The 25,494-nt window shown below is 37.1% G+C and carries 23 protein-coding genes and 1 pseudogene; 15 read left to right on the top strand and 9 right to left on the bottom strand.

The features are described 5' to 3' along the window. The first annotated feature begins 479 nt into the window (after positions 1-479). The 4 genes from NSQ94_RS13215 to NSQ94_RS13200 all read left to right on the top strand — a co-directional run bounded on the left by NSQ94_RS13215 (position 480) and on the right by NSQ94_RS13200 (position 5,566). A complete protein-coding gene (locus NSQ94_RS13215) occupies positions 480-1,478 on the top strand; it encodes a LacI family DNA-binding transcriptional regulator (protein WP_339229334.1) in 999 nt (332 codons plus the stop codon). A gap of 96 nt (positions 1,479-1,574) precedes the next feature. After that, on the top strand, positions 1,575-3,017 hold the full coding sequence (locus NSQ94_RS13210) for a sucrose-specific PTS transporter subunit IIBC (RefSeq protein WP_339229332.1): 1,443 nt from the start codon (positions 1,575-1,577) through the stop codon (positions 3,015-3,017). A 79-nt stretch (positions 3,018-3,096) separates the two neighbouring features. Further along, the gene (locus tag NSQ94_RS13205; protein WP_339229330.1) at positions 3,097-4,578 is read left to right on the top strand and encodes a sucrose-6-phosphate hydrolase; all 1,482 of its coding nucleotides are present in this window, start codon (positions 3,097-3,099) and stop codon (positions 4,576-4,578) included. A 16-nt stretch (positions 4,579-4,594) separates the two neighbouring features. Further along, the gene (locus tag NSQ94_RS13200) at positions 4,595-5,566 is read left to right on the top strand and encodes a carbohydrate kinase (RefSeq protein WP_066249876.1); all 972 of its coding nucleotides are present in this window, start codon (positions 4,595-4,597) and stop codon (positions 5,564-5,566) included. 648 nt (positions 5,567-6,214) lie between these two features. Here the strand turns inward: NSQ94_RS13200 and bioA are convergent. From bioA to NSQ94_RS13185, 3 genes are read right to left on the bottom strand one after another with little or no spacing between them, the layout of a single operon-like run. Further along, on the bottom strand, positions 6,215-7,588 hold the full coding sequence (bioA, locus tag NSQ94_RS13195; RefSeq protein ID WP_339229327.1) for an adenosylmethionine--8-amino-7-oxononanoate transaminase: 1,374 nt from the start codon (positions 7,586-7,588) through the stop codon (positions 6,215-6,217). Continuing rightward, positions 7,578-8,300 (bottom strand): dethiobiotin synthase, encoded by a 723-nt coding sequence (gene bioD, locus NSQ94_RS13190; RefSeq protein WP_066249880.1) that lies wholly within the window; start codon positions 8,298-8,300, stop codon positions 7,578-7,580. Before bioD ends, bioA begins: the two co-directional genes overlap by 11 nt. Continuing rightward, positions 8,300-8,863, bottom strand: coding sequence for a biotin transporter BioY (locus NSQ94_RS13185; RefSeq protein ID WP_063386449.1), 564 nt, complete (start codon positions 8,861-8,863; stop codon positions 8,300-8,302). Before NSQ94_RS13185 ends, bioD begins: the two co-directional genes overlap by 1 nt. Positions 8,864-9,761: 898 nt before the next feature. On the opposite strand from NSQ94_RS13185, the gene NSQ94_RS13180 reads away from it, so the two are divergent. The 3 genes from NSQ94_RS13180 (at position 9,762) to NSQ94_RS13170 (ending at position 12,975) form a co-directional block, all read left to right on the top strand. After that, positions 9,762-10,754 carry a permease gene (locus NSQ94_RS13180; RefSeq protein ID WP_339229325.1) on the top strand — a complete coding sequence of 331 codons (993 nt, stop codon included), beginning with the start codon at positions 9,762-9,764 and terminating at the stop codon, positions 10,752-10,754. A 12-nt stretch (positions 10,755-10,766) separates the two neighbouring features. After that, entirely contained in the window at positions 10,767-11,681 is a 915-nt protein-coding gene (locus tag NSQ94_RS13175; protein WP_066249890.1) for a TIGR03943 family protein, read from the top strand. A gap of 769 nt (positions 11,682-12,450) precedes the next feature. Next, positions 12,451-12,975, top strand: coding sequence for a GrpB family protein (locus NSQ94_RS13170; protein ID WP_339229323.1), 525 nt, complete (start codon positions 12,451-12,453; stop codon positions 12,973-12,975). Between the two features lie 343 nt (positions 12,976-13,318). Here the strand turns inward: NSQ94_RS13170 and rpsN are convergent, their stop codons facing one another. The 3 genes from rpsN to NSQ94_RS13155 are packed head-to-tail and all read right to left on the bottom strand — an operon-like array spanning position 13,319 to position 15,383. Continuing rightward, positions 13,319-13,576, bottom strand: coding sequence for a 30S ribosomal protein S14 (gene rpsN / locus NSQ94_RS13165; protein ID WP_339229321.1), 258 nt, complete (start codon positions 13,574-13,576; stop codon positions 13,319-13,321). A 44-nt stretch (positions 13,577-13,620) separates the two neighbouring features. Continuing rightward, a complete protein-coding gene (gene dcd / locus NSQ94_RS13160; RefSeq protein WP_066249898.1) occupies positions 13,621-14,163 on the bottom strand; it encodes a dCTP deaminase in 543 nt (180 codons plus the stop codon). Between the two features lie 20 nt (positions 14,164-14,183). Further along, positions 14,184-15,383, bottom strand: coding sequence for a GTP-binding protein (locus NSQ94_RS13155; protein WP_066249901.1), 1,200 nt, complete (start codon positions 15,381-15,383; stop codon positions 14,184-14,186). Between the two features lie 455 nt (positions 15,384-15,838). On the opposite strand from NSQ94_RS13155, the gene NSQ94_RS13150 reads away from it, so the two are divergent. From NSQ94_RS13150 to NSQ94_RS13125, 6 genes are all read left to right on the top strand, one after another. After that, positions 15,839-15,964 (top strand): NAD(P)-binding domain-containing protein, encoded by a 126-nt coding sequence (locus NSQ94_RS13150; RefSeq protein ID WP_082829538.1) that lies wholly within the window; start codon positions 15,839-15,841, stop codon positions 15,962-15,964. A gap of 269 nt (positions 15,965-16,233) precedes the next feature. Continuing rightward, positions 16,234-16,665, top strand: a complete 432-nt coding sequence (locus NSQ94_RS13145; RefSeq protein ID WP_339229319.1) for a hypothetical protein — start codon at positions 16,234-16,236, stop codon at positions 16,663-16,665. An 81-nt stretch (positions 16,666-16,746) separates the two neighbouring features. After that, entirely contained in the window at positions 16,747-17,256 is a 510-nt protein-coding gene (locus tag NSQ94_RS13140) for an amidohydrolase family protein (RefSeq protein ID WP_339230745.1), read from the top strand. A gap of 52 nt (positions 17,257-17,308) precedes the next feature. After that, positions 17,309-18,019: an iron-sulfur cluster assembly protein gene (locus tag NSQ94_RS13135; RefSeq protein ID WP_117017476.1), complete on the top strand. Its 711-nt coding sequence runs from the start codon at positions 17,309-17,311 to the stop codon at positions 18,017-18,019. Between the two features lie 56 nt (positions 18,020-18,075). Further along, positions 18,076-18,648 (top strand): DJ-1/PfpI family protein, encoded by a 573-nt coding sequence (locus tag NSQ94_RS13130; RefSeq protein WP_063386439.1) that lies wholly within the window; start codon positions 18,076-18,078, stop codon positions 18,646-18,648. Positions 18,649-18,785: 137 nt separating this feature from the next. Then, positions 18,786-19,058 (top strand): hypothetical protein, encoded by a 273-nt coding sequence (locus NSQ94_RS13125; protein WP_339229316.1) that lies wholly within the window; start codon positions 18,786-18,788, stop codon positions 19,056-19,058. Here the strand turns inward: NSQ94_RS13125 and NSQ94_RS13120 are convergent. After that, positions 19,047-20,177, bottom strand: coding sequence for a sugar diacid recognition domain-containing protein (locus NSQ94_RS13120; RefSeq protein WP_339229314.1), 1,131 nt, complete (start codon positions 20,175-20,177; stop codon positions 19,047-19,049). The two genes, NSQ94_RS13125 and NSQ94_RS13120, sit on opposite strands and share 12 nt — an antisense overlap. Before the next feature lie 134 nt (positions 20,178-20,311). Between NSQ94_RS13120 and glcD the strand changes: the two genes are divergently transcribed. Together glcD and NSQ94_RS13110 are read left to right on the top strand one after the other, a co-directional pair. After that, positions 20,312-21,724: a glycolate oxidase subunit GlcD gene (glcD, locus tag NSQ94_RS13115; RefSeq protein WP_063386437.1), complete on the top strand. Its 1,413-nt coding sequence runs from the start codon at positions 20,312-20,314 to the stop codon at positions 21,722-21,724. Then, positions 21,724-23,040 (top strand): (Fe-S)-binding protein, encoded by a 1,317-nt coding sequence (locus NSQ94_RS13110; protein WP_339230743.1) that lies wholly within the window; start codon positions 21,724-21,726, stop codon positions 23,038-23,040. The genes glcD and NSQ94_RS13110 overlap by 1 nt, the downstream gene beginning before the upstream one ends. 652 nt (positions 23,041-23,692) lie before the next feature. Here NSQ94_RS13110 and NSQ94_RS13105 read toward each other — a convergent pair. After that, complete coding sequence (locus NSQ94_RS13105; protein WP_063386435.1) at positions 23,693-24,031, bottom strand: thioredoxin family protein; 339 nt, start codon at positions 24,029-24,031, stop codon at positions 23,693-23,695. Between the two features lie 821 nt (positions 24,032-24,852). Further along, positions 24,853-25,389: pseudogene (locus NSQ94_RS13100) on the bottom strand (type II toxin-antitoxin system PemK/MazF family toxin). Positions 25,390-25,494 lie beyond the last annotated feature (105 nt).

The raw sequence follows: 25,494 nt of genomic DNA, 5'->3' as shown, positions 1-25,494 counted from the left end.
TCCTACTACTACACCTTGACAGGGTGGAGGTCGCTGGTTTGAGACCAGTCGGAATCAACGAGATGAAAAGTCATAAATCCTTGAGATATGGGGCATTGACCTATTTACATGTTCAAAAGTTGGGAGTCGATCGAGTAGTGGAAACAAAAGATTGATTATTGAATCACCCGCCAAAGTGATGGAAAGGTGAGTAAAAATGTTAGGGGAAAGTAATGGAATGGCGTTTAAAAGTGATTGAATCTCTAGCCAAAGTGATGGGAAAGATCCCAGAAGTGATTTAAATCCCCAACAAAAGTGGAGGAATCAATCGATCCTAGAAGTAACCTATCAAATTTGCAGCAATCGGTGAATACCGATTGCTTTATTATTCGGAGCACAGGATTTTAAATCTCGAATGCTTATTTTGTTACCCCATGCATTAAAAATGGGTTTAATATTATAATAAAAAAAAGAGAACTCATTTTTGAGGTGGACTAGGAATGAATAAAACTATTGCAGATATAGCAAAAATTTCGGGAGTTTCCAAAAGCACTGTATCTCGCTACTTAAATGGTGGATCTGTTAGTGAAGCAACAAAAAGAAAAATTGAACTTGCCATTAAAGAAACAGGATATACACCTAATCCTTTTGCACAAAGTTTAAAGGCTAAGAAAACATATTTTATTGGAACGATTGTTCCGCGATTAGATTCCTATGCAGCATCGCATACTTTAATTGGGATTGATGAACAATTAAAAGAGTTGAAATTTCAATTATTAATATCCAATACGAATCAGCAAATTGAACGTGAAATTGAAACGGTTTATAGTCTGGCTAGTCAAAAAGTTGCGGGAATTATTTTACTTGCTACTCAAATTACACAAGTACATTTAGAGGCATTTGAAAAGGTGAACATCCCGATTCTTCTTGTTGGCCAAGAACATCCTGATGTACATAGTCTGATTCATAATGATTTGGAAGCAGGCTATGCAATTGGAAAATATGTATTAGAGAAAGGGCATCGAAAAATTGCTTACTTAGGTGTTACCGAAAAGGATGTAGCAGTTGGAGTAAGAAGAAAGGAAGGATTTAAAAGGGCAATAGCAGAAGCGGAAGGATGTGAGGTTCGTTATTTTGAAACAGGTTTTAATATGTTTGCTGCTCAACAAAGAGTAACAGAAATGCTAGAAGGATTTCAGCCAACTTGCATTGTGTGTGCAACGGATAATATTGCTCTTGGTGCTTTAAGGGCAGCACAATTAAAAGGATTGAGCATTCCAAAGGATGTTTCTATTACGGGTTTTGGAGGATATGATGTGACGGAAATTATTCACCCAGGGCTAACAACAGTAAAACTGTTTTTTAAAGAGGCTGGAAAGATGGCAGCGCAAAACATTGTAAAGCTTGTCAATGAGGAGTCAGTTCCAAAAAGAACATTATCAAAATATGAAATTATTGAACGAGAAAGCGTTGACAGCATCATTCCTAATGACTTATAATCAGACTGGAACCGGTTCCATTTCATAAAGTTTGGAACCGGTTCCTAAATCGTGAAAAATGGAACCGGTTCCACTAAATAAATGGGGGAGGAAGCTATGAAATACGATCAAATCGCAAAAGAAATTTTAGAAGCTCTTGGTGGAAAAGATAATATTTCTGCTGCAGCTCACTGTGCGACACGTTTACGTCTAGTTTTAAATGATGAAAGTAAAATAAATAAAGAAGCGCTTGACAAAATGGACGATGTAAAAGGAACTTTTTCAACGGGTGGACAGTTCCAAATTATTTTAGGGTCAGGTACAGTTAACAAAGTTTATCAAGAATTGACCAAATTAACTGGACTTCAAGAAATGTCTACAAAAGATGTGAAAGATGCTGGAGCGAAAAATTTAAATCCAATTCAACGTTTAGTGAAGCTACTTTCTGATATTTTCGTTCCGATTATTCCTGCCATTGTTGCTGGCGGTCTTTTAATGGGAATTAATAACGTATTAACGGCAAAGGATCTATTTATTGAAGGTAAGTCCCTCATTGATGCATATCCAGAAATAGCGGACTTAGCAGCACTTATTAATACATTTGCCAATGCGGCATTTGTCTTTTTACCAATTTTAATTGGTTTCTCCGCTACACAGCGCTTTGGTGGTAACCCGTACTTAGGAGCTACTTTAGGTATGTTAATGGTTCACCCTGATTTATTAAATGGTTGGGGTTATGGTAGCGCCTTAGCGAACGGTGAAATTCCAGTTTGGAGTATTTTCGGTTTTGAAATTGAAAAAGTCGGTTATCAAGGGACCGTATTACCTGTATTAGCATCATCCTTTATTTTAGCGAAAACAGAACAATTCTTACGCAAATATATTCCGTCTGCACTTGATAACTTATTAACGCCATTATTAACGATTTTTATTACAGGCATTTTAACGTTTACAGCAGTAGGACCGATTACTCGTTCTGCAGGTAACTTATTAACAGACGGACTTGTTTGGTTATATGATACTACGGGACTCATTGGTGGTGCGTTATTCGGTTTAGTTTATGCCCCAATCGTTATTACAGGTATGCATCATAGCTTTATTGCAGTTGAAACACAATTGTTAGCAGAATTTGCTAAAACAGGTGGTTCGTTTATTTTCCCTGTTGCGGCTATGTCAAACGTAGCTCAAGGTGCAGCAACATTAGCTGTTTTTATGATTATTAATGATAAGAAAATTAAAGGTATTGCGTCCGCAGCTGGTATTTCGGCTCTTTTAGGAATTACAGAGCCTTCTATGTTTGGTGTAAACTTGAAGCTTCGTTATCCATTTATTGGTGCTATTACAGGTGCAGCTATATCAGCCGCATTTATTACGATCTTTAAAGTAAAAGCTGTTGCGCTTGGAGCAGCTGGTTTACCAGGTATTATTTCAATTCGTCCAGATTCCATAGTTCCATACGTAATTGGAATGGTTATTTCATTCATCGTTGCATTCGTAACAACCATCATTTTAGCGAAACGTGCAGCGAAAAAAGAACAAGCAGCAGAAAAAGCATCTTAATAAATTAAATATTGGGGTCTGATCCTTAAAAAGAGGTCAGGCCCTGTGTTTACATCGTGAAGGAGTTTGAGGTTTAAAGATGGAATGGACGAGAAAACAACGGTATCGCCGAATCGAAGAAGCGACAAAAGAAGAATTGAATGCATTAAAAGAAAAAGTCAACAAAAGCATTTGGCGTCAGAAATTTCATATTCAACCAGTAACGGGACTTTTAAATGATCCAAATGGTTTTTCTTATTTTAACGGAGAATATCACTTGTTTTATCAATGGTTTCCGCTAGGTCCTGTTCATGGATTAAAATATTGGTATCACACAAAATCAAAAGATCTTGTCAATTGGCAAAATGTCGGAATTGGAATTAAGCCGAACGATTATTTTGATTCTCACGGAGCTTATTCAGGTAGTGCTATTTGTCATGACGGTAAGCTCCATTTAATGTATACAGGAAATACAAGAGATGAAAATTGGGTTCGTCATCCATATCAATGCTTAGCGGTAATGAATGAAAATGGTCGTATTGAAAAATTACAAGAGCCGGTTATTAAAGAAGTTCCAAAAGGTTATACCGATCATTATCGCGATCCGAAAGTTTGGAAGGAAAATGACACATTTTATGCTGTTATCGGGGCACAGAGGGAAAACAAAACAGGTTGTATTGTTCTTTATTCATCACCTGATTTAAAAAATTGGACATTTGAAGGTGAGGTTCAAACAAACTTAAAGGAATTTGGATTTATGTGGGAATGTCCCGATTATTTTGAACTAGATGGAAAAGGTGTGCTGATCTTCTCACCACAAGGGTTAGAGCCAAAGGGAGATCAATTTCAAAATATCTATCAATCCGGTTATCTTTTAGGGAACACACTAGATTTAAAGACAAAAGTTTTTGAACACGGTGAGTTTGTTGAGTTAGACCGTGGATTTGACTTTTATGCACCACAAACGACAATTGACCATAAGGGACGTCGCCTTTTAGTCGGGTGGATGGGTCTTCCCGAAATCGAGTATCCAACTGATAAGGATGGATGGGCTCATTGTTTAACATTACCGAGAGAGTTGACCGTTCAAAATGGAAAGCTTATTCAGTGTCCTGTAAAAGAACTAGAAGCATTGCGACAAGATTCGATAAATGTGAAAGATATTCTCGATGATGAGAAAAAAATGTATGATGGATTCAATGGGACGACGTATGAACTTATTTGTGAATTTACGAACATGGAAGCAGATGAAGTCGGGATTGAATTCCGGTCATGTAAAGATGAAAAAACGGTCATCTCCTATAACAGAAAGGAACAAAAGGTGACCTTAGACCGTACCCATTCAGGGGAGGTTCCAGCTAAAGAATATGGAACAACAAGAACGTGCAGCGTTGAAGGGGATACGTTAAAGCTTCATCTGTTTGTTGATACGTCTTCTGTCGAAATTTTTATCAATGACGGCGTTGAAGTATTTACGAGCCGAATTTTTCCAAGACCTGAAAGCACAGATATTCGCTTCTTTGCACGAAACGGAAAAGTTACATTAGACACAACGAAATATAACTTATCCACTATGAATTAAAAGGGAGGTGTAGACAATGGGGCGCTTATTTTCAATTGGTGAAGTGTTAATTGATTTTATTCCAATGCAAAAAGGCAAAGCATTAAAGGATGTTCAATCTTTTAAACGTGCACCTGGGGGAGCCCCAGCAAACGTTGCAGCAGCTGTTGCGAGATTTGGAGCAGAATCTGCAATGATCACAAAGCTTGGAATGGATGCCTTTAGTGACTTTTTAATTGAAGAGTTACAAAAAATCGGTGTGAAAACAGATAAAATAAAGCGAACAAAGGAAGCGAATACAGGATTAGCATTTGTTTCACTGCGCGATGATGGTGAACGTGATTTTTCCTTCTATCGCAATCCTTCTGCAGATCTTTTGCTTTCAGAAGATGAAATTGAAGAAAGTTGGTTTGCTAAAGGAGATATTTTACATTTTTGCTCCGTCGATCTAGTCGAAAGCCCAATGAAAAAAGCCCATGAAAAAGCAATTCGACTTGTTAAAGAAAATGGGGGAATCATTAGCTTTGATCCCAACGTTCGCCTTCCACTATGGAACAGTGCAGAGAAATGTCGACAAACGATTTTAGAATTTATTCCGAAAGCACATATCATCAAAATTTCCGATGAAGAATTAGCGTTTATCACAGGAATCACTAATGAAAAAGAGGCGATTGAAAACTTATTCACAGGTGATGTAAAAGCCGTTATTTACACAAAAGGTGCTAATGGAGCCGACCTTTACACGAAGAATGCCAAATATGAATCAACTGGTTTCAAAGTTGAGGTTCAGGATACTACAGGTGCAGGAGATGCCTTTATCGGTGGCTTTTTATATAAACTACTCGAAAAAGAAGTAAACCATGATAACTTAATAGATGTATTAAATGAACACCATCAAGAAATCCTCACCTTTGCCAATGCAAGCGGTGCGATCACAACAACAGGAAAAGGTGCAATTTCATCCTTACCGACAAAAGAAGAAATCCTTAACTTCATTTCATGTAAATAAAAACATATTAAGATTAGCAGCACAGACCACGGTCAAGGTCTGTGCTGCTATTTTTTAGTAGAAGTGGAGAAAAGGTCGTGACAGCCCCAGAACTATGAGTTCGCAATGAAAAAACTGGCCTACTTCACGGATCTTATAAGAATCAGATTTAATATGTTGGATCCATGAGATCGTGGATAAGAAAAGGGAATCATTAAGGTTATATGAAGGCTTCTACAAATAATAGAGGAGGAATGTTTATGCAAAGTGTCATTGCCTTTGATGTTAGTAGGGGAAAGAGCTATATGGTTATCTATAATTCTGCTCAGCTTTGTGTTTATGATGGGGAAATATTACATAATCGCCTACAATTACGAAATCGCATCAGCAACTTCGTAATTGTTTAGGAAAAAAAGCAAAAATCGTGGGGGCTATTTGGCATGCGTAAATTTATTTAGTTAGGGGCTTCTAATAAGTCGATTTTCCGGCTTATAGAGTTGATATATCAATGCTTATGATGTTTCGTTTTCAGTGGATTTTGACTTTCTGGACAACCCCCTAAATAAATCCACTGAAACAAATAGTTTTACTAAAAACTCTTGACTAATTGTAAGTAGGGGATGTCTCAAAACATGAGACATCCCCTTGCAACGATACAGTACCTTCATCTTACAACTGCTTGATGCTTACCATTTCCGCAATCGAATCAAAAATAATATCAACAGCGGTCTTTAGCTCATCATCGGTCATCGCCAAAACAGGGATAAACGTGATGACAGGACCTAATGGTCGGATAATGAGCCCGCGCTTTCTAGCTTCTAAAATAATTTTATGCTCAATCTGCTCCGAGCGGTCGAATATTTCTTTTGTTTTCTTATCCTTGACGATTTCGATGCCAATCATGAGTCCTTTTTGACGAATATCACCGACGATCGGCAGTTCATAAAGCTTTTGCAATTTACCTGCCAACGCATGAGCTTTTCGTTGGACATCCGAAACTAAGTTTCTCTTTTCGATCAACTCAATATTTTTTAACGCAACAGAACAAGATAATTGATTTCCCGTATATGTATGACCATGGAAAAATGTTTTATTTTCATGAACATCTCCTAAAAATGCAGAATAAATTTCTTCTGTTGTCAATGTTGCCGCAAGCGGTAAATATCCTCCTGTGATGCCTTTGGCTAAGCAAACAATATCAGGCTGGACATCTTCTTGTTCGCAGGCAAATAATGTTCCGGTTCTGCCGAATCCAACAGCCACTTCATCGCAAATAAGCAAAATATTGTATTTGCGGCAAAGCTTTTCAATACCTTTTAAAAACCCTTTCGGATGTACAATGATTCCTGCCGCTCCTTGAACGAGCGGTTCGACAATCATACCCGCGACTTCTGAATGATGCTGTTCAAGCGTTTCCTCTAGCTTTGTTAAACAATAATTCACAATTTCCTTTTCATCGCCATATTCGTCCATTCTATATACATATGGGGAAGGTACTTCAATTCGTTCAAACAATAGCGGCCTAAAGATTCGATGGAATAAATCCATTCCACCAACACTTACAGCACCAATCGTATCCCCGTGATAAGCTTCTTTTAATGAGATAAATTTGTTTTTATCTTTGTAGCGGACAGGGTCAATGTTTTGCCAGTACTGATATGCCATCTTCAATGCAATTTCAACGGCAGCAGCCCCTGTATCGGAATAAAATACTTTTGATAAATTTCCTCCCCAAATTTCCACTAGTTTTTTTGCTAATAAAATGGAAGGAACATTCGCGGACCCTAAAAGCGTAGAATGAGAGATTTTTTCAATTTGTTCATGAAGCACTTCGTTTAATTCAGGGTCACTGTGTCCGTGAACATTTACCCATAAAGATGCATAACCGTCTAAATATTTTTTTCCTTCGACATCATAAAGGTAGCTTCCCTTTCCTTTTTCAATGATGAGCGGCTTTTCTTCGATATAAGACTGCATTTGGGTAAAAGGATGCCATACATATTGTTTATCAAGTTGTTCTAACTGTTCGTAGCTATACTTCAATTTCTAATCCCCCTGACAATACATTCTTAAGTTCTTGCTTGGATATCAATGTTTTGGCTAATTGAGTAAGACTGTCTTTAGACAAAGAGTCCATTGTTGGCAATTTAGCGATGATAGGAAGATTCAACATCTTATGTATAGTCCGTACATTATCAATATGAATCATATTGTATTGGTCAAAATGGTTAAATATAAGCCCGAGGATTTTAATGTCGTGCATTTCGGCATAATTTACAGTTGTGAGTGTATGGTGTATAGCCCCTAATCCAGCCAAAGACACGAGAATTGTTGGCAATTCACATTCTTGAATTAAATCTTTTGTCATATAAAATCCATTAGAATGTTCAATGAGCGGAACCGCGAGTCCGCCTGCTCCTTCTACTAGAACAACATCGTATTGATTTTTTAATTCTAAAATTTTATTTTTTATTTCATTTGGCAGAATCGTAGTATTTGTGATCTCTGAAGCTAAATGAGGGGAAACAGCAGGCTCCATATAATACATCCCCGTAGAGCCTTTTTCTTCTCCAATCACTTCTTCATACCAATATTGATCGGCAAAAGAATCGCTCTCTTCTACTACACCTGTTTGAATGGGTTTAAATATTTTTGTTTTCACTCCCATTTCTTTCAATACCAGAAATAGAATGGAAGTGACAATCGTTTTGCCAATTTCTGTTCCGGTCCCTGTGATAAAAATCGCTTTTCCCATTAAGATGCAACTCCTTGTTTATGAATCAAAAAGTTCGTCCGTGGAAGAATCTGCGCTGCGATGATGGAACATAGGATACATAAGAAAATATCTCCCGGTATAGGAATCACAAAACCAAATAATAATGTTTGAGCAATCGTTAACGACTTATCGAAAATAAATTTCATTGCTGCATATAACCAAAGACAGCCAAGAAGATACACTACAAGAAGGCAGGCGAAATTAGCGAGGAAAATAGAAAATGTTTTTACCAATTGAAATCTCTTAATCAACCAGCCATTGACGTATGCTCCTAACACAAAACCTAGTAAATAACCAAATGTAGGTTTAAAAATGTAACTTGGACCTCCTCCTTCCGCAAAAACAGGCGCACCTGCCAGTCCAATCAAAACGTAAACAAGCTGGCTTAACATTCCGAGTTTTGGGCCTAACAAACACCCAGCTAAATAAACAGATACAATTTGCAGCGTAAATGGGACATATGGAATAGGGATTTTAATAAACCCACCGATCGCCGTTAACGCCGCAAAAAGAGCAATTAACACCATCGACTTGATTTTCATGCTTTTCCTCCTAATACAATATTTGTTTTTTATTATGCAAGAAGAATGATAGAAATGTCAACCTAAAATTTTATTTGGTTAACATATTAAAAAAAGAAGGAGGTTAATGAAGGGAATTTTGCCAACTATAACAGCAATCATCGAAAGACCGATTTTGTCATTGAAGCATGAAGTTTTTTCGGTCCAGACCCGGATAATGTTGACTTTTAATAGATAGATATAAGCGATTCAAAATCAATCGGGAGCTGCAGCACATTCTTTCTTACACGGCGAATTATTCCGCCCGCTGCTTCCGGATTAAAAGAGCACAAGCTTATTATGGTATAAACCGTGAAGCAAAGAAAAACGGCATCACTAAAATTGGTACCCGCACTTTCGAAAAACGTTTGGGTGCCATTTTTTTTAGCGCACGAAAGATGTAGCGTTGCTGCAGGAGATTTCATTCATCTCCTTCAGTCACGTTCAAGATCTGATCGAACAAGCGGCCGATGAATTCGGTTTATAATCAAGAAAGTTCTTGTTCATGTTTATGAATTACTGTTTCGCAATCTTTTAAACACCATCTCTTTTGCAGTGTCCGGTTTGCAAGACGGATAGTTTTCTGGTGAATGATGAGCTCAAGTAAAACAACAAAGTTCGTCGTTTCAGAAGGGTAAACAGATATTTATGAGCAGTCGGGAAACTCAAGGAGTAATTGTGTTTACAAAAATGTGTAGAAAAATTTGACAAAAGTTTGCTGCATTTTCTTTAATTGCAAATTGCCTTTATTAAACATAGTTTGGTAAGGTCTATTTTTTTTCGCTTTGACAACTGCTAATTGGTATGTTAAAAGTTAAACAGGCATATAGAAAATAAGAATCATTCTGTTTTATTAATAACAATGTTAGGAGAATGAACGATGGAAAATGCAGGGAAGCAGATTGGAAAAGATGTTGCCGGTACGGCCCTATTTGGCGGGATTTTATTGCTGTTTTTATTCGGGGATCGTCTTATTGATCCGAGTTTCATTCCAAAAGAAGTTTTAAATGTAAGTACGTTGTTTTTAAGCATTATTTTAGAGGCCATCCCATTTATTTTACTTGGTGTATTTGCATCAGCGCTCATTCAAACATTTGTTTCAGAAGATACGCTCAAACGCTTCATTCCGAAGCACCCGATTCTCGCTCTCGTTCCCGCCGCAATTGTTGGCGCATTTTTACCTATTTGCGAATGTGCGATTGTTCCGGTCGTGCGAAGACTTGTTTTAAAGGGAATGCCGCTACATTTAGGCGTCGTTATCATGGTGACGGCACCTATTTTAAATCCGGTTGTGTTTGCCTCTACATATTACGCTTTTCAAACAAATATGGATGTCGTTTATGCCCGAATGGGACTAGCGTTTGTCGCATCGATCGTTATCGGTGCAATCATTTATTTCTTTTTTCGCACTAGCTTACCATTAAAAAAACAGCATCATGTGCATGAACATCATCATCTTGCAAAAAATCGCTGGCTTGAAACACTTTTGCACGCCAGTGATGAGTTTTTCGATGTGGGGCGCTATTTAATTGTTGGTGCGCTTGTTGCAAGTATTTTTCAAGCTGGTTTTGATCGAACGACGCTGCTGGAAATCGGAGGAGATCAGGCTGTAGCACCTGCAGTCATGATGGGATTAGCGTACATTCTCTCATTATGTTCTGAAGCGGATGCATTTGTCGCAGCTTCGTTCGGTTCAACGTTTACGATCGGTTCTCTTGTTGCCTTCCTTGTTTACGGTCCGATGATCGACTTAAAAAATACGTTTATGCTGTTTGCCTATTTTAAACCGAAATTTGTAGCTGTATTCATTTTCGTAGTAACGGTTGTGATTTATGGCAGTATCATTCTTCTGCAATCTTTAAACATTTTATAGGGGAGGGAGACTATGCGTTCTTTTCATATGTTCATTCGAGGAATTATATTAGCAGGATATGCACTATTGTTTTTTAAGCTTTTATTGACTTCTCAATTAGCGAATTATGTATCGCCGAAAATGCATCCATTTATATATTTTGCGCTATTTGTGCTGCTTATATTAGGAGGAATGCAAATATTGCGGAGCGGCATGAATACGTCGGAGAGTCATTGTCATTGCGATGGAGAACATCATATGCCGAAGACGCCTGCTAGTACGGTGTTTATTTATTCGCTCTTTTTGCTGCCAGTAATGATCGGATTAATGCTGTCCAATCATGTGTTGGACAGTTCTGTCGCTTCGAAACGAGGCGTTCAATTCGGTGCACAGCCATTAGCGGAGAGTTCCAATTCGCAGGTTCAAACGGAAGAGAAAGATTTAGTAGAGGAATATTTGCGTGATCCAGAAGGTTATATGAAAAAGGTAGACGAGCGAGTAAATGAGATTTTGCAAGAGGACAATTCGGCTGTGCAAAGTACAGAAAAGGAAAATGAGCAGTTGAAAAACGATTTAATCGGAACGGATAAAATTGTTGTGACAGATGAAAAATATATTTCTACCATTAATATGATTAGCGAAAATGTCGAACAATTAATTGGAAAAAAAGTCGAAATTACGGGCTTTGTTTTTCGCGAACGAGATTTTCGTTCGAATCAACTCGTTGTGGCTCGTTTTGGTGTTACATGTTGTATCGCCGATGCGAGTGTTTACGGCATGCTGGTGGAGGGAGAAAATGTTGCGAAGCTGAAGGATGACACTTGGATTAAAGTTACAGGTACCATTCATAAAACAACGTATCATCAATCAACCATTCCAGTCATTGAACAACCCGCTATAGAAATGATCGAGGTACCAGACCAACCGTACGTTTATGAAGAATACTAACTGACTAAAGGGTTCGATGTCTGGCATGTTCCGAAGTTTGTTGAAGAATGGTAGGCTAAAAGAAAAAGAGAGCCTTTTGTTCCCATGTCTCTGTCAAGTAGACAGTGAAAAAAGAGTATATTAAGTGCACATCTCCCTGTTAAGAAGACTGTGAAAAAAAGAGTGTAATAAGCTGCGGTCTTTTCTCGGAATTCAACCGGGGAAAGGCCGTTAAATTTTTCTTAAAACTATTCGTGATTAACTCATCAATCGCTAGATATGCTTGTCCTAATGGTTTTGAATGTAACTTCTCCGTTTTCAAATCTCTACTAATCGCGCTCCTTCAGCTGTTATGAGTTCAACTTTTCATGCGCCGTTATACATTTCATCAGCACAAAAGCTTCATAAGGTGCTAGTAGAAAACAAAAGCAGAAGCAACAATACAAAAATTTCGCAGCTCAAATGGTCAAAAAAGGGAACTAAGTTTAAGTCCAAGTAAAGCATAAAGATTTACAATATGCATTTGATGCGGAAGAGGTTTATACTTAGAAGAGAGTGGAGGAAGCAGAAAAATTTCGTGAGCTGCTATTTTTTTCAAGGGGACTGCAAAAAAGTTAAAAATAATGAGGATCACCAATCTTTTTAAACTGCAGAAATGTTGTCAAGCTCTCATGGAAGAGGAGAAGTTTTACATAATTTGTGCTGTCGCGAGGCGAGATGAATTGGTTCCCCTTTATCATGTTTATGTTCAATTATAAAGAGTAAATCTAATTGATCTAGAGGGTGACATATGAGAAAAACGATAATACTTCCGTGGACAGAAGAGTGGGAAAAATCGTATAAGAAAGAAGCGAAAATACTTAAAGCTACTTTTAAAGATGAAATCGTTGATATATTCCATATAGGAAGCACGTCTATCCCGACAGTCGGCTACGCAAAACCAATTATCGATATTTTGATTGTTGTTAAAGATATTGAAAAGGTTGATTTATACAATGAAAAAATGAAGGAATTGGGATATGAACCGAGAGGGGAAAATGGGATATCTGGTAGAAGATACTTCCCAAAAGGACAAGATAACCGAACACACCATGTACATATTTATCAAATTGGCCACGAAAATATTGAAAAACATTTGAGTTTTAAAGAATACATGATAAAACACCCGGATGACGCTAAAAAATATGGTGAATTAAAAACGAAATTAGCAAAACAGTTTCCAGATCATACTCATCAATATCAAAAGGGGAAAGAATCGTTTGTCAATGAGATGGTTGAAAAATCTCTCAAATGGGCATCAAAAAATAATAAATAAAGAAAAAGAAACTCGGTCAAGCAATTGTTGTCCAGGAAAAAAACAAAATATACTTATTATGAAATTATTTTGTTGGCCAAAATTTTGGAGAAGACTAAAACAAATTGGTTGCAAGCCCTTAAGCTATTTCTTTCTTGCAGGATTCCCCATTACTATTTTATACTATTTATGTATTATATTGTATATGTTCAGAATAAATTTGATCTCGCCAACAAAAAAGTTCTTTATGAAAATCAACTCCAATTTTTATTTATAAAAAAGCAAAAGGAAATAAAGAGCTCAATTTTGCTTACGCTCGCTCTTATTTCCTCAGACTATTAGACATTGGTGAAATATTTTTGACTCACCAGCTTGATTTTTTGACGCCTGGAATTTGTCCTTTGTAGGCTAACCCACGGAATGCAATATGCGACAGCTTAAATTTACGGAGATAACCTCTTGGCCTTCCGGTAATTTCACAACGATTTTTTAGACGGATAGGGGGGAGCTTTTGAAGAGCTTCATAGTCCCCTTTCTCCTTTAGCTCTCGTCTTAGCTCAGCATATTTAACAACGAATTCTTGTCTTTTTCTTTCTTTCGCTATTTTTGATTTTTTAGCCAATGTTCGTCCTTCCTGTCATATCATTTATTATTGAAAATTCCTCATTATTGCGTGACATCATCGTCTTGAAAAATTCGGCTTTCTGTCGCTCCTTTTTGAAATAGATATTTTCCGCTGTATGGTTTTGCTTCTTGATCAACTTTAGAAATGATAATCTGACAAATTCTTCTTCCTATCGTTAATTCAATCGGTAGGCGATTCGCGTTAAACAGTTCCAACGTGATTTGTCCTTTAAATCCCGGGTCAACCCAACCGGCATTTTGAATAAATAGCCCTAAGCGGCCGATCGAGCTTCTTCCTTCTACAAAAGCAGTAAGATTTTCCGGCAGCTCGATGGTTTCTATAGTAGTAGCAAGCAAGAAAGAGAAGGGGGGAATGACAATTTTCTCGTTTTCAGCCACTACTTCTTTATATTTCGCTTTCGCCTCTAATGATAGATGAGCATTGGTGTGCTCATCCATCACAAGAAAATGATTTCCAAGGCGCAAATCTACTGAAGCAGGTTGAATTTGCTCTTTTGTTAAGGGATCAATGACCAATTCTTTATGTTGTATTTTCTCAAGAATAGTTTTTCCAGATAAAATCATTCCTTCTTTCCTTCCTCCAGTTACACTTTTTGTAAATTCCAAGGGAATGGATCTGGAAGAGTAGACCAGTCTTGATCAAACTCAGCGTCGGTTAGTAAACATTTATCCAATTCCTTTATAATTTCTTCAGGGCGTAAATCTATTCCAATAAATACTAATTCTGTTTGCCGATCTCCGAACTGATCATCCCACTCGTCCAGCAAATGAGGGTTTTCCTTTAAAATTTGCTGCTGCTCTTCTTTCGGTAAAGAAGCGACCCAATAAGAGATCGGTTCAATACTAACAGAAGGTCCTGCCTGTGACATCAAAAGGGCAAGGTTATTTCTAGTTGCGCACCATGCAATTCCCTTTGCCCTTACAATATTTTCGGGCATGGAGTGAAGCCAATTGTAAAAGCGCTCGGAATGGAAAGGCAAACGTCTTGAATAAACAAAGGAAGAAATTCCATATTCTTCAGTTTCCGGTGTATGCTGATCATGCCCTTGCTCTAACTCCTTGATCCATCCTGCTGAAGAGCTTGCTTCCTCAAAATTGAATAGTCCAGTGTTTAAAATCTCTCGAGGATCAATCTCACCTTTGACAGTACGAATAAGTTTCGCTTTTGGCTGCAATGTTTTTAATACCTTTTCCAGCTTTGCCAATTCTTCTTCAGACACCAAGTCACACTTATTCAAGATGAGCACATCACAAAATTCAATTTGGTCAATAAGAAGGTCTGCGATTTCACGAGTATCGTCTTCACTTAACGCTTGCTTTCTATCTAATAGCCGATCACCTGACTGGTAATCCTTCCAGAATCGATTGGCATCTACAACCGTCACCATCGTATCCAATCGACAAAAGCGCGTCAGATCGATTCCTAGTTCTTCATCAATATATGAAAAAGTCTGAGCAACTGGGATTGGCTCACTAATTCCAGTCGATTCAATAATGATATAATCGATATTTCCTTGTTTAGCGAGCCTTTCTACTTCAATTAATAGATCTTCCCTTAATGTACAGCAAATACATCCGTTTGACATTTCGACTAGCTTCTCCTCAGTTCTTGAAAGCTCTCCGCCTTGTTTGACTAATTCAGCATCAATATTGACCTCGCTCATATCGTTCACAATAACGGCTACCTTGAGCCCTTGGCGATTTTGTAAAATATGATTCAGAATGGTAGTTTTCCCTGCTCCTAAGTAGCCGCTTAAAACGGTCACAGGTATTTTTTTATCCATTGTCATCTTCCTTTCAACAATTAAAGTTTTTCTTTGACCTCAGATTGGTTCGAGATAATTGAAAACCAATTTATATAAATCGTAATCATTACGATTTATATAATATTTAAACATATTTTTTTCGTAAATGCAAAATAAACTGTGGGAGTATTGATTTAGAATGCCGCAAGCCGAATATTAAACGATATACATAAAAGCAGAACGGTTGGTGCAATCCATCCATAGCTGCCAAAAAGTACTTCAGAGAAAGGTCTTCTACAAAACAATCGTACAATACACATCATGAACAATTTCTGGAAGCTTGAAATCAATGTGCACAATGCTTTTATAAATGGAAAAAAGATTATCCATTCACAAATTCCGTTTTAGATGGTATAGTTTTTACTATTTTCAAGGAGTGGAAAAGAGATGAACCCTTTTATTCTAATCGTAGGAGCGGGTCTGTCGGGATTGGAATGGGGATATTATTAAAACGATTAGGAATTAAAAATTGCGGAATTTTAGAGCGTGACCGTATTGGGTCATCGTTTATGCAATGGCCGAAGGAGATGAGATTTATTACGCCATCGTTCACAGGATAAGGATTTGGTGCATTAGATTTAAACGCTGTTTCGCTGTCTGTTTTTGATTATAAAAAATTTGTTTAATCACCCAAAAAATTGCTGGAGAAATGGTTGTTTTTTTGTTTAAGTGTATATATCAAATTGAGGATGAACCAAGTATAATTTGATTAAAATTTTCTGAATAAAAAGAAAATAAAGTATTATTACCTGATAAACATCAATGAATATTCGTAAAAAATGATAGCGTTTTCAATTATTTAATTAATCTCATGTGAGGGGGAATGAAATTGTTTAAAGCATCTAATGGTGAAGAAATTTTTATTATTGATGCACACATTGCCTTATGGGATGGAAGCAAGGAGAATCAATTGAATATCCACGGAGAACAATTTATTAGTTGTTTTTATGATTATCACAAAAATCTAAGTCCGAAAGAATATTGGTGGCCGAAAGATGAGTTTGTAAAGTATTCTCCAGAAAAACTTGTGAATGACGTGTTTATGGAAGGATATGTGGATATGGCGATTTTTCAGCCAGTTTTTCTAAAAGAGTTTTATAAAAATGGTTTTGGTAATTTTGATGCAAATGAGGAGCTTTCAAAAAAGTACCCTAATCGTTTTATTTGCAATGGAACATTCGATCCTCGGCATGGCGAACGAGGCTTAGAAAAATTAGAAGAAAACAAAGAAAAATACAACTGGCAAGGGGTCAAGTTATAGACAGCTGATTGGTATGGTAATTCAAAGGGCTATAAACTATCTGATGATTGGTCAAAAAGATATCTTGAAAAATGTCAAGAACTGGGGATAAGAAACATACACATTCATAAGGGGCCGACGATCACTCCTTTAAATCGGGATGCATTTGACGTAGCAGATGTTGATGATGCAGCAAGCTGTTTCCCTGAACTGAACTTTATTGTCGAACATGTAGGGCTTCCAAGATTAGAAGATTTTTGCTGGATTGCTACACAAGAGAAAAATGTCTATGCAGGTTTGGCAGTTGCCATTGCTTTAATTCATGATCGACCTCGTTATTTTGCTCACATTATAAGTGAATTGTTGTATTGGCTTGATGAAGACCGAATCATTTTTGGAAGTGACTATGCTATATGGGAACCGAAATGGATCATTGAAAAGTTTCTTGAATTTGAGCTTCCAGAGGATATACAAGAAGAGACTGGAGTTACATTTGATTTGGAAGTGAAGAAAAAGATTTTAGCAGGAAATGCAGCGAGATTATATAACATTGATATCGAAAAACAAAAAGAAAAATTAAAAAATTGTCAATTATCCAAACGGATAGCGTGACGAATAGAGAATAGTTGATGAAAAAACTTAAAAGGGAGGTGAAAGCGAGGTAATGGATAAAGAAAAGCAAGTATATAGCATGCTTGAAAAAGTGTATGATCCTGAACTGGATCAGCCGTTAACAGAGTTGGGATTTATCGATCAAGTCCTAGTGAAGGATAATCATGTTAAAGTAGTCTTTCGCCTTCCAACTTATTGGTGCTCTCCTAACTTTGCCTACATCATGGCTGAAGATATAAGGAAATATGTATCTGAGATTGAATGGGTAAAAACGGTTCAAGTTCATTTACTCGATCATTGTGCATCCGATGAAATTAATCACGGAGCATCAGCAGGAAAATCGTTTCGCGAAGTCTTCCATAATGTATCTGACGGAGATCTTGAAGAATTACGCAAAACTTTTGATATAAAAGCCTACTATGCAAGGCAAGAGAAACTGATGAAATATCTACTAAAAATAGGAATGTCAAAGGAAGAAATTACGTCTTTATCTCTACAAGAACTGAATGAACTGTCCCTGCCCGAAGAAGGGAGGCTGTTAAGAGAAAAATATTTGGAGAAGAAAAAAGTATTCCATCACTCAAGTACATTTGCCATAACAACTCCAGAAGGGAAACCATTGACTGAAGAAGAGTTTTCAGATTACTTGAAAGGCGCCAAGCTGACAAGGTTGAGCATGGAGTTTAATGCGCATTATTGCCGGGGATTGTTGGAGGCACGATATAATTTATCTGCTGCTTATGAAGGCAGTTTGGCAAAATGATTCATAATTTTTACAGCGTACAAATAATTTCATAATAAAAGGAAAGGTGATGTAAGATGAGTAAAAATGTTCTTATTATTACTGGCGATGCTGCTGAAGCATTAGAAGTGTTTTATCCTTATTATCGTTGTATTGAAGAAAATATTAATTGTACAATTGCCTCACCTGTTAAAAAGAAGCTCCAGACGGTTGTCCATGATTTCCTTCCTGAAATGGAGACTTTTACAGAAAAATGGGCATATAAAATCGAATCTCATGCATCAGTAGATGAGATTAATCCTGCCGACTATGATGGATTAATTATCCCAGGAGGGCGTGCGCCTGAATATATTCGTATGAATCCAAAGGTTCAGGAAATTGCTGCTCACTTTTTAAAAGAAAATAAACCTCTTGGGGTGATCTGTCATGGACAATTAGTCTTAACAACTGTAAGAGAATATATCAAAGGAAGAGAGATGACAGCTTACACTGCTTGTAGACCAGAAGTGGAAGCAGCAGGCGCTACTTATGTGGAAAAAATGCTTCATGTGGATGGGAACATTGTATCGGGCCACGCTTGGCCGGATTTACCGGGATTCATGAGAGAATTCTTTAAATTGTTGAATGTAAGAGAAAAGTCTGCTGTTTAAAACATAAAAGGGCTGATGTATTTGAAAATGCAACCCGAATATCGGATACTTGAAAAAAGTTCGATATTCGGGATTTTTTGTTTCATCAGGAAAAATACGTTTATCATCGAATCCAAGATGTAAGCGGAGGAAATCCAATGAGGATGATTTTGAGTGACGTTCAAATGAGACAGTTAGAGAAAATCATTGGAATGTCAAACATGTGTCCAGACGTTCTCACATTTAGAGCAGTTCCTAATTACTTGTCTAAAAGGAAATTGCCCATTGAAAGACACTATGGACTTAAATACTTGGCGTATGGCAGCAATCCCAAAGTTTTCCTGCCGGTCGTCTCCCCGAACAACATTTTGCCGATTGTCTTTTTTCATTCACTCCCGTTTCGATCAAATTATACGGACTTAACGGTTTAAAGAATTTAATAACAGTAACGATATATAAAATATGACAATTCCTTCTGTTGTTTTAGGGTTAATTCCTGTCAGCTCTTCGATTTTATTTAAACGGTAGTGCAGTGTATTAATATGGATATTCATTTCCTCTGCCGTTCTTTTGATCGATTGATTATTGTTCATATAGTGTTGTAACGTTTCGATTAGAATTTGATCTTTTTCCATCATATGAATGGTTCGCTTCAAAAAATCCTTTTGCATCTCTGATGGGATATCTTCCAAGATGATTTCTAATATAAGATCCTCATAAAATACGATGCCTTTATTTTTTCGCGCTACCTTTAATGCTTTTTGTGCTTCTTTAAAAGATTTATTGATCATGTGTTTGCAAGCTGTTTTTCCTATGCCAATAGCTAAAGTGCTTTTGTATCTGTTTTCGAATCTTTTTTTTAAATCGTTTAACTGACTGTAAAAATAATTTTGTTTATAAGAAGCATCCATCTTTTTTAATACTAAAAAGCGCTCTTGCCCCCATCGAACAATAAAATGTTTTTCTTTCCCGAAGATAGAATAAAACAATTCTATGATTTCTTTTTGAATTCGATGAATATCGTAATTATTTAATGTGTGTATCTCCAATTCCATGAGTGTGCAAACATGAGTGTCATACACAGGAATGCCTAACATAAACCCGCGCTCTAAAAAATCTTTATCCACAGATGAAGCATTGATCCATTCATAAAGATACGATTCTATTCCTCTTATTTCCCATTCGTTTCTTTCAGTATAATATGCTTCTTGTATAATGAGCTCTGTCATTCTTCTAATTAAGTCCGCATAAGGCTCCACTTGTTTCGGTTCGCCAGTTATTCCGATCACTCCAATTACCTTATTATGAAACATAATGGGCATATTGATTCCTGCTTTGACTCCTTTCAGCACTTGTGCTTTGATTTGATCAATGTAAAGCTTTTGTTTGGACTTAATAACAATCGTAGCTCCTTCATGAAAAAAGCCGATCCGACTCTCATCAGTGGAGGATATGATGATCCCATTAATATCAACTAATATAATATCCTCTTTGACTACGTCCTGAACCTCTGAAATAATTTTAGCAGCCAGCTTTGGGGATAATTGCAACTCGTATCACCACCCTTTTGGTTAAAAAGACAATAAAATAGGCATTTTTGGTATGTTAATTATATCATCATACATAGATAATATGACTCTCATTCTTTATAATAAAACGAAAAGAATAAAAGTGAGGGGTTTGAATGATTGCTCCTGATATAAAGAGGGAATTCATAAATATTGTAGGAGAAGAAAATTTTGAAGATTCGGAAGTTGAAAGGTTAGTATATTCGTATGATGCGACTCCAAATTTTCAATCGATTCCGGATGCGGTCGTTTCGCCTAGAAATACAGAGGAAGTATCTAAAATATTGCAATTATGTAATGAAAATAAAATACCGATTGTTCCGCGGGGCTCTGGTACGAACTTATGCGCCGGCACTTGTCCTGTTGAAGGAGGAATCGTTCTTCTATTTAAACATATGAACAAAATTTTAGAGATCGATGAGGAAAACTTAACCGTCACATGTCAACCGGGAGTTATCACACTTGATTTAATCCATGCGGTGGAACAAAAAGGTTTGTTTTATCCACCAGACCCAAGCTCAATGAAAATATCTACAATTGGGGGAAATATTAACGAAAATTCTGGAGGATTAAGAGGACTGAAATATGGAGTAACTCGTGATTATGTGCTGGGGCTAGAGGCGGTTCTTCCTAATGGGGAAATTGTTCGAACAGGAGGAAAGCTAGCGAAAGATGTGGCAGGGTATGATTTAACGCGCTTATTTATAGGTTCTGAAGGAACGTTAGGAGTGATTACAGAAGCGACATTAAAGCTGATCCCACTGCCTGAATCAAAAAAGACAATGCTTGCTTTATTTCAAGATTTAGAAGCTGCTGCGCGTTCCGTATCGAAAATTATTGCCAATAAAGTAATTCCGGCAACTTTAGAGTTTTTAGATCAGCCGACGCTAAAAGTAGTGGAGGACTATTCACAAATCGGACTGCCAACAGACGTTCAAGCCGTATTACTGATTGAACAAGATGGAACGCCTGAAAATGTGAGTAAAGATATGAAGGTCATGGAAGAAATATGCAGGAGTGAAAACGCCGTATCTGTACAAATTGCCCAGTCAGAAGAAGAAGCTGAAGCTTTACGAACAGCGAGACGCACCGCTTTGTCCGCCTTAGCCAGACTAGCACCAACTACTATTTTAGAAGATGCGACTGTACCAAGATCAGAAATTGCCAAAATGGTCAAAGCCATTAATGAAATAGCCGCAAAACATAACGTAAAAATATGCACGTTTGGTCATGCGGGAGACGGAAACCTTCATCCTACCTGCACGACAGATATTCGGAAGAAAGATGAGATGGAACGGGTGGAAAAAGCTTTTGCTGAAATATTTGCAAAGGCCATTGAACTGGGAGGAACAATTACTGGAGAACATGGAGTAGGAGCCATGAAAGCGCCTTATTTAGAATGGAAGCTAGGAAAATCTGGCATCGATGTGATGAAGTCGATCAAAGCTGCATTGGATCCAAACAATATTATGAATCCTGGGAAATTATTTGCAAAGGATACACGAAAACGAGTGGTGATCTCAAAATGATGACAGAATCAGAAAAGCAAAATATCCAAAGAGATTTCAAGGAACGCATGGACGAAGATGAGCTGTTAAATTGTATGAGATGCGGTTTTTGTTTGCCATCTTGCCCAACTTACATTGTGTCTGGATATAAAGAAAGCCAATCACCAAGAGGAAGAATTGCCTTAATGAAGGCAGTTTATGATGGGGTCCTTCAACCGGATGATGAATTTGAAAAGTCTTTAAACTTGTGTTTAGGATGTCGTGCGTGTGAGCCGGTTTGTCCATCAGGTGTGAATTATGGACATTTATTAGAAGAAGCAAGAGACATAATTAACCAAAATAAAAAGCATTCTTTACCTGTGCGGGCAGTTCGAAATGTGGTTTTTAAACAACTATTTCCTAAAAAAAGAAATTTAATCAACATAACTAGCTTAGTTGGATTTTATCAAAAATCTGGACTTCAAAAAGCGGCACGTAAAATAGGATTTATGAAACTGTTTCCAGATCATCTCCGCGAAATGGAAAAAATATTGCCTGATGTTCCTGAGAGAAAGACACTGAAACAGCGATCTGAATATTTCCCGCCAAAAGGAGAGAAAAAAGCAACTGTTGCTTTCTTTTCCGGATGTTTAATGGACACGTTGTTTCTCGAAACAAATCATGCAACCATTCAATTATTGCAAAAAGCCGGGTGTGAAATTGTTATTCCTAAAACACAAGCATGCTGTGGAGCTTTGCACGGTCATAGCGGAGAAAAAGAACTAGCGAAAGAATTAGCAAAACAAAATATTGAAGCGTTTGGAAAAAACGAAGTAGATTATATTATAACAAACGCAGGTGGCTGCGGCGCTTTCTTGATTGAATATGATCACTTATTAAAAGATGATCCGCAATGGTCAGAGCGCGCTGAAAAATTTGTTGCAAAAATAAAAGACATTACGTCCATTTTATATGAGCTTGATTTTCACAAACAATTTCGCCTTTCACTTCCTGAACAAGTCGTCACATATCAAGATTCCTGTCACCTGAGAAACGTCATGAAAACGTCAAAAGCTCCTAGAGAATTGCTTCGTTCAATTAAAGGAGTAACATTCACAGAAATGGAAAATGCCGATAGCTGCTGCGGCTCTGCAGGCATTTATAACATTGTCGAACCGAAAACATCCATGGAAATTTTAGATCAGAAAATGGAAAAAATGAAAAAAACCAGTGCCACTACAATAGTAACAGCTAATCCAGGATGTTTCATGCAAATGAAGCTAGGAATTGAAAGAGAAGGATTAAAGGATGTAAAAGCTGTTCATATTGTGGATCTATTGTTAGAAGCAGCGAAATAACGAACAAGCACTATATTTGATGTAATTTTGAAACTTAATGTGAATGTTTAATTGCTAAGCTGCAGTTTTTTTGTTCAGATGATTATGGGGGAGGACTTTCTCTAAGAAGCGGACTTGTTTGAAGTAGCTTTTACTCAAGTGTTTCAGACCTTCGGAAGCATCTGTGTCTGATTTTAAGTTAAATTCAACATAAAATGAAGAAAAGAAACGGAATGTACCGCGCATGCATTCCGTTATTTCAACCGCCATCAAGATAGATTTTACGGTTGGCAAAACATTTAGATTTTTCATGAATAAAATAACTAAACGTTTCTTTTTATTCCAGATTTCATTTTTATCATTGGAGATTTTTCTTGCGGCGTTGGCAAGTTTGCTTTCGTTTGATGATCCAGTCTAACTTTAAGCAGGCTCATTCCCTTTTAGAACAAGAATATTTTTTGGGCTGTCCAGAAAGTCAAAATCCACTGAAAATGAAACATCATAAGCATTGATATATCAACGTTTCTAAAATATTAAAGGGGCGTCTATAAGCCGGAAAATCGACTTATTAGACAGCCCCTATGTGTAGAAGACTCCGCTCATGGAATACATTAGTTAGCATTCCGCCTCTGTGAAAAATCTCAGCCAAAAGGTGCCTTCACCCGCAAACAAGTTACGATTGCTCCGCTAAAAAATAAATTTTCTTCACTTTCTCCTTAAACTGCTCAACATGAACAAACCGCGCTTCTCGCAAAACCTCTTTTCCATCGACATATAAAATTAAAACAGGTGCGGTAAATATGGATAAGTGACCGGCTATGTTCGGAATATCATCCGCATTGATAAAGCCCATTTGAATTTTTGGAAACTCAGCCAGCACTTTTTCCACCTTTGGCAGCAAAGCATGACAAACACTGCAATTTGTTTTGGATATATATAAAAATGCCAAATGATGACTATTAATAAATTGCTCGACATCTTCTATGGAAAATAAATCATGGTTTGTCTGCAAAATTCATTTCGTCTCCTTTCATGATCAAAAAACTTACTTCATTATACCATAGGAAGGTATAAAGAAATTGAACAGATGCTTCACACGTTGAGAAGCAGGAGATTCACTTGGAGGGGCTTTAGAAGATGTGTATTGACGGCTTCTATTCTTTAATCGTTTGAATAGAAATATTTGAAAAACTGATTATGAACAAAAACTGGAAGTGATGAATCAAATTTGAGAGTAAACGTTCGATGATTTCAAATTGTGCGGATGATATCGCTTACCTTAACAGGAAAGAAAACGGAAAAACGAATGATGTTAGAAGTCTTTCTTGTATATAACAAAGAAATTTTAACTTATTGCCCTTCGTATTGTTCTTGTTTGTTGATCTGCTGGGCAAAAATACCTTTTTCTATTTATTAGGCAGCTGGCAGCAAAATCAACGGATGCTCTTTTCTACCCCTTGTAAGTGAACACGTACATTAATTATGTTGAATTACACAAGTCATTCAGCCGCTTTGATGCGGAATCATTCAACATCGCAGACCTTTATGTAGATTTTCTTCGAGAGAAATCTTCTCCAATAAATACATTAAACCCCAGCACCTAAGTACTGGGGCAAAAAAACATGAATCCCCCGCTGACGGGGTGAAATGGCCTGCGACGCGGCAGGCAACTTATCATTAAGTTATGAGCTTTTTGCTGATATTATGCAAGGAGAGGAGCCATTTAGGCTCCTCTCCGTTGGAAAACACAAACGAATCCAGGTCTGTGACGAGACAGACAACTTATTTTGTATTTTAAGTATAGAAAAAACCTTGGGAAATGTCAATACATGATCAATACACTGTCAATACGTTACAGATAAATACCCATTTTACACGGTTCATAATCTATTTAAATCAACCTTGTTTATATTGCCGATATGTTGCTTTAGCCTTACTTTGTTGATTGTTGTTAATTCTTCCACCTTTACGGCGGAAGTCTGCGTTAAAAACGGATAGACTTCCTTTTTGAGAAAATAATGTGTCGCAAGTTTTGGCGATACCTTTGTTTTTCCTTTCCGATCTGTTATAATTTTGGTTTTTAACTTTGTAGTCAGCAGAGCTATCTTAACATTACGGTTGTACAGTTAATTCTGTTATTAGAAAGGACAAACACCGGTCGTTCTCCGTTTTGCTCTGTGCCGATATTTTCCCCGAGTTCACAAGTGAAAATGGCCCCTTGAACGATCAGTCGTTTCATTTGCGTTTGCTCATTCTCAATCCATTCATTAGCTAATGTGATCTTATTGGGATACCATTTGTCTAGTTTAGCTTTTTTGTCAGCTTTTTTTAAACTAATCATCGCTCCTGTTTTACTGCATCTGATTCCATCTTCTTCTCCCTTTCCCTTTGTTTTATACCGTCACACTCATGATTGTATCACGTCATGATCTTAAAGTTTGTTAAAGCTTCAATATTTTTTCCGCTATACTTTCC

It is taken from the genome of Aeribacillus sp. FSL K6-2833, from assembly GCF_037965815.1.
Lineage (GTDB): Bacteria > Bacillota > Bacilli > Bacillales > Aeribacillaceae > Aeribacillus > Aeribacillus composti.
This window is presented reverse-complemented; position numbering and strand designations above follow the sequence as displayed.

Bases quoted from the DNA above. Each gene is read 5' to 3' on its own strand.
- NSQ94_RS13215 (WP_339229334.1), top strand. From the start codon at position 480: ATGAATAAAACTATTGCAGATATAGCAAAAATTTCGGGAGTTTCCAAA.
- NSQ94_RS13210 (WP_339229332.1), top strand. From the start codon at position 1,575: ATGAAATACGATCAAATCGCAAAAGAAATTTTAGAAGCTCTTGGTGGA.
- NSQ94_RS13205 (WP_339229330.1), top strand. From the start codon at position 3,097: ATGGAATGGACGAGAAAACAACGGTATCGCCGAATCGAAGAAGCGACA.
- NSQ94_RS13200 (WP_066249876.1), top strand. From the start codon at position 4,595: ATGGGGCGCTTATTTTCAATTGGTGAAGTGTTAATTGATTTTATTCCA.
- bioD (WP_066249880.1), bottom strand. From the start codon at position 8,300: ATGGGAAAAGCGATTTTTATCACAGGGACCGGAACAGAAATTGGCAAA.
- NSQ94_RS13185 (WP_063386449.1), bottom strand. From the start codon at position 8,863: ATGAAAATCAAGTCGATGGTGTTAATTGCTCTTTTTGCGGCGTTAACG.
- NSQ94_RS13180 (WP_339229325.1), top strand. From the start codon at position 9,762: ATGGAAAATGCAGGGAAGCAGATTGGAAAAGATGTTGCCGGTACGGCC.
- NSQ94_RS13175 (WP_066249890.1), top strand. From the start codon at position 10,767: ATGCGTTCTTTTCATATGTTCATTCGAGGAATTATATTAGCAGGATAT.
- NSQ94_RS13170 (WP_339229323.1), top strand. From the start codon at position 12,451: ATGAGAAAAACGATAATACTTCCGTGGACAGAAGAGTGGGAAAAATCG.
- dcd (WP_066249898.1), bottom strand. From the start codon at position 14,163: ATGATTTTATCTGGAAAAACTATTCTTGAGAAAATACAACATAAAGAA.
- NSQ94_RS13155 (WP_066249901.1), bottom strand. From the start codon at position 15,383: ATGGATAAAAAAATACCTGTGACCGTTTTAAGCGGCTACTTAGGAGCA.
- NSQ94_RS13150 (WP_082829538.1), top strand. From the start codon at position 15,839: ATGGGGATATTATTAAAACGATTAGGAATTAAAAATTGCGGAATTTTA.
- NSQ94_RS13135 (WP_117017476.1), top strand. From the start codon at position 17,309: ATGGATAAAGAAAAGCAAGTATATAGCATGCTTGAAAAAGTGTATGAT.
- NSQ94_RS13130 (WP_063386439.1), top strand. From the start codon at position 18,076: ATGAGTAAAAATGTTCTTATTATTACTGGCGATGCTGCTGAAGCATTA.
- NSQ94_RS13125 (WP_339229316.1), top strand. From the start codon at position 18,786: ATGAGGATGATTTTGAGTGACGTTCAAATGAGACAGTTAGAGAAAATC.
- glcD (WP_063386437.1), top strand. From the start codon at position 20,312: ATGATTGCTCCTGATATAAAGAGGGAATTCATAAATATTGTAGGAGAA.
- NSQ94_RS13110 (WP_339230743.1), top strand. From the start codon at position 21,724: ATGACAGAATCAGAAAAGCAAAATATCCAAAGAGATTTCAAGGAACGC.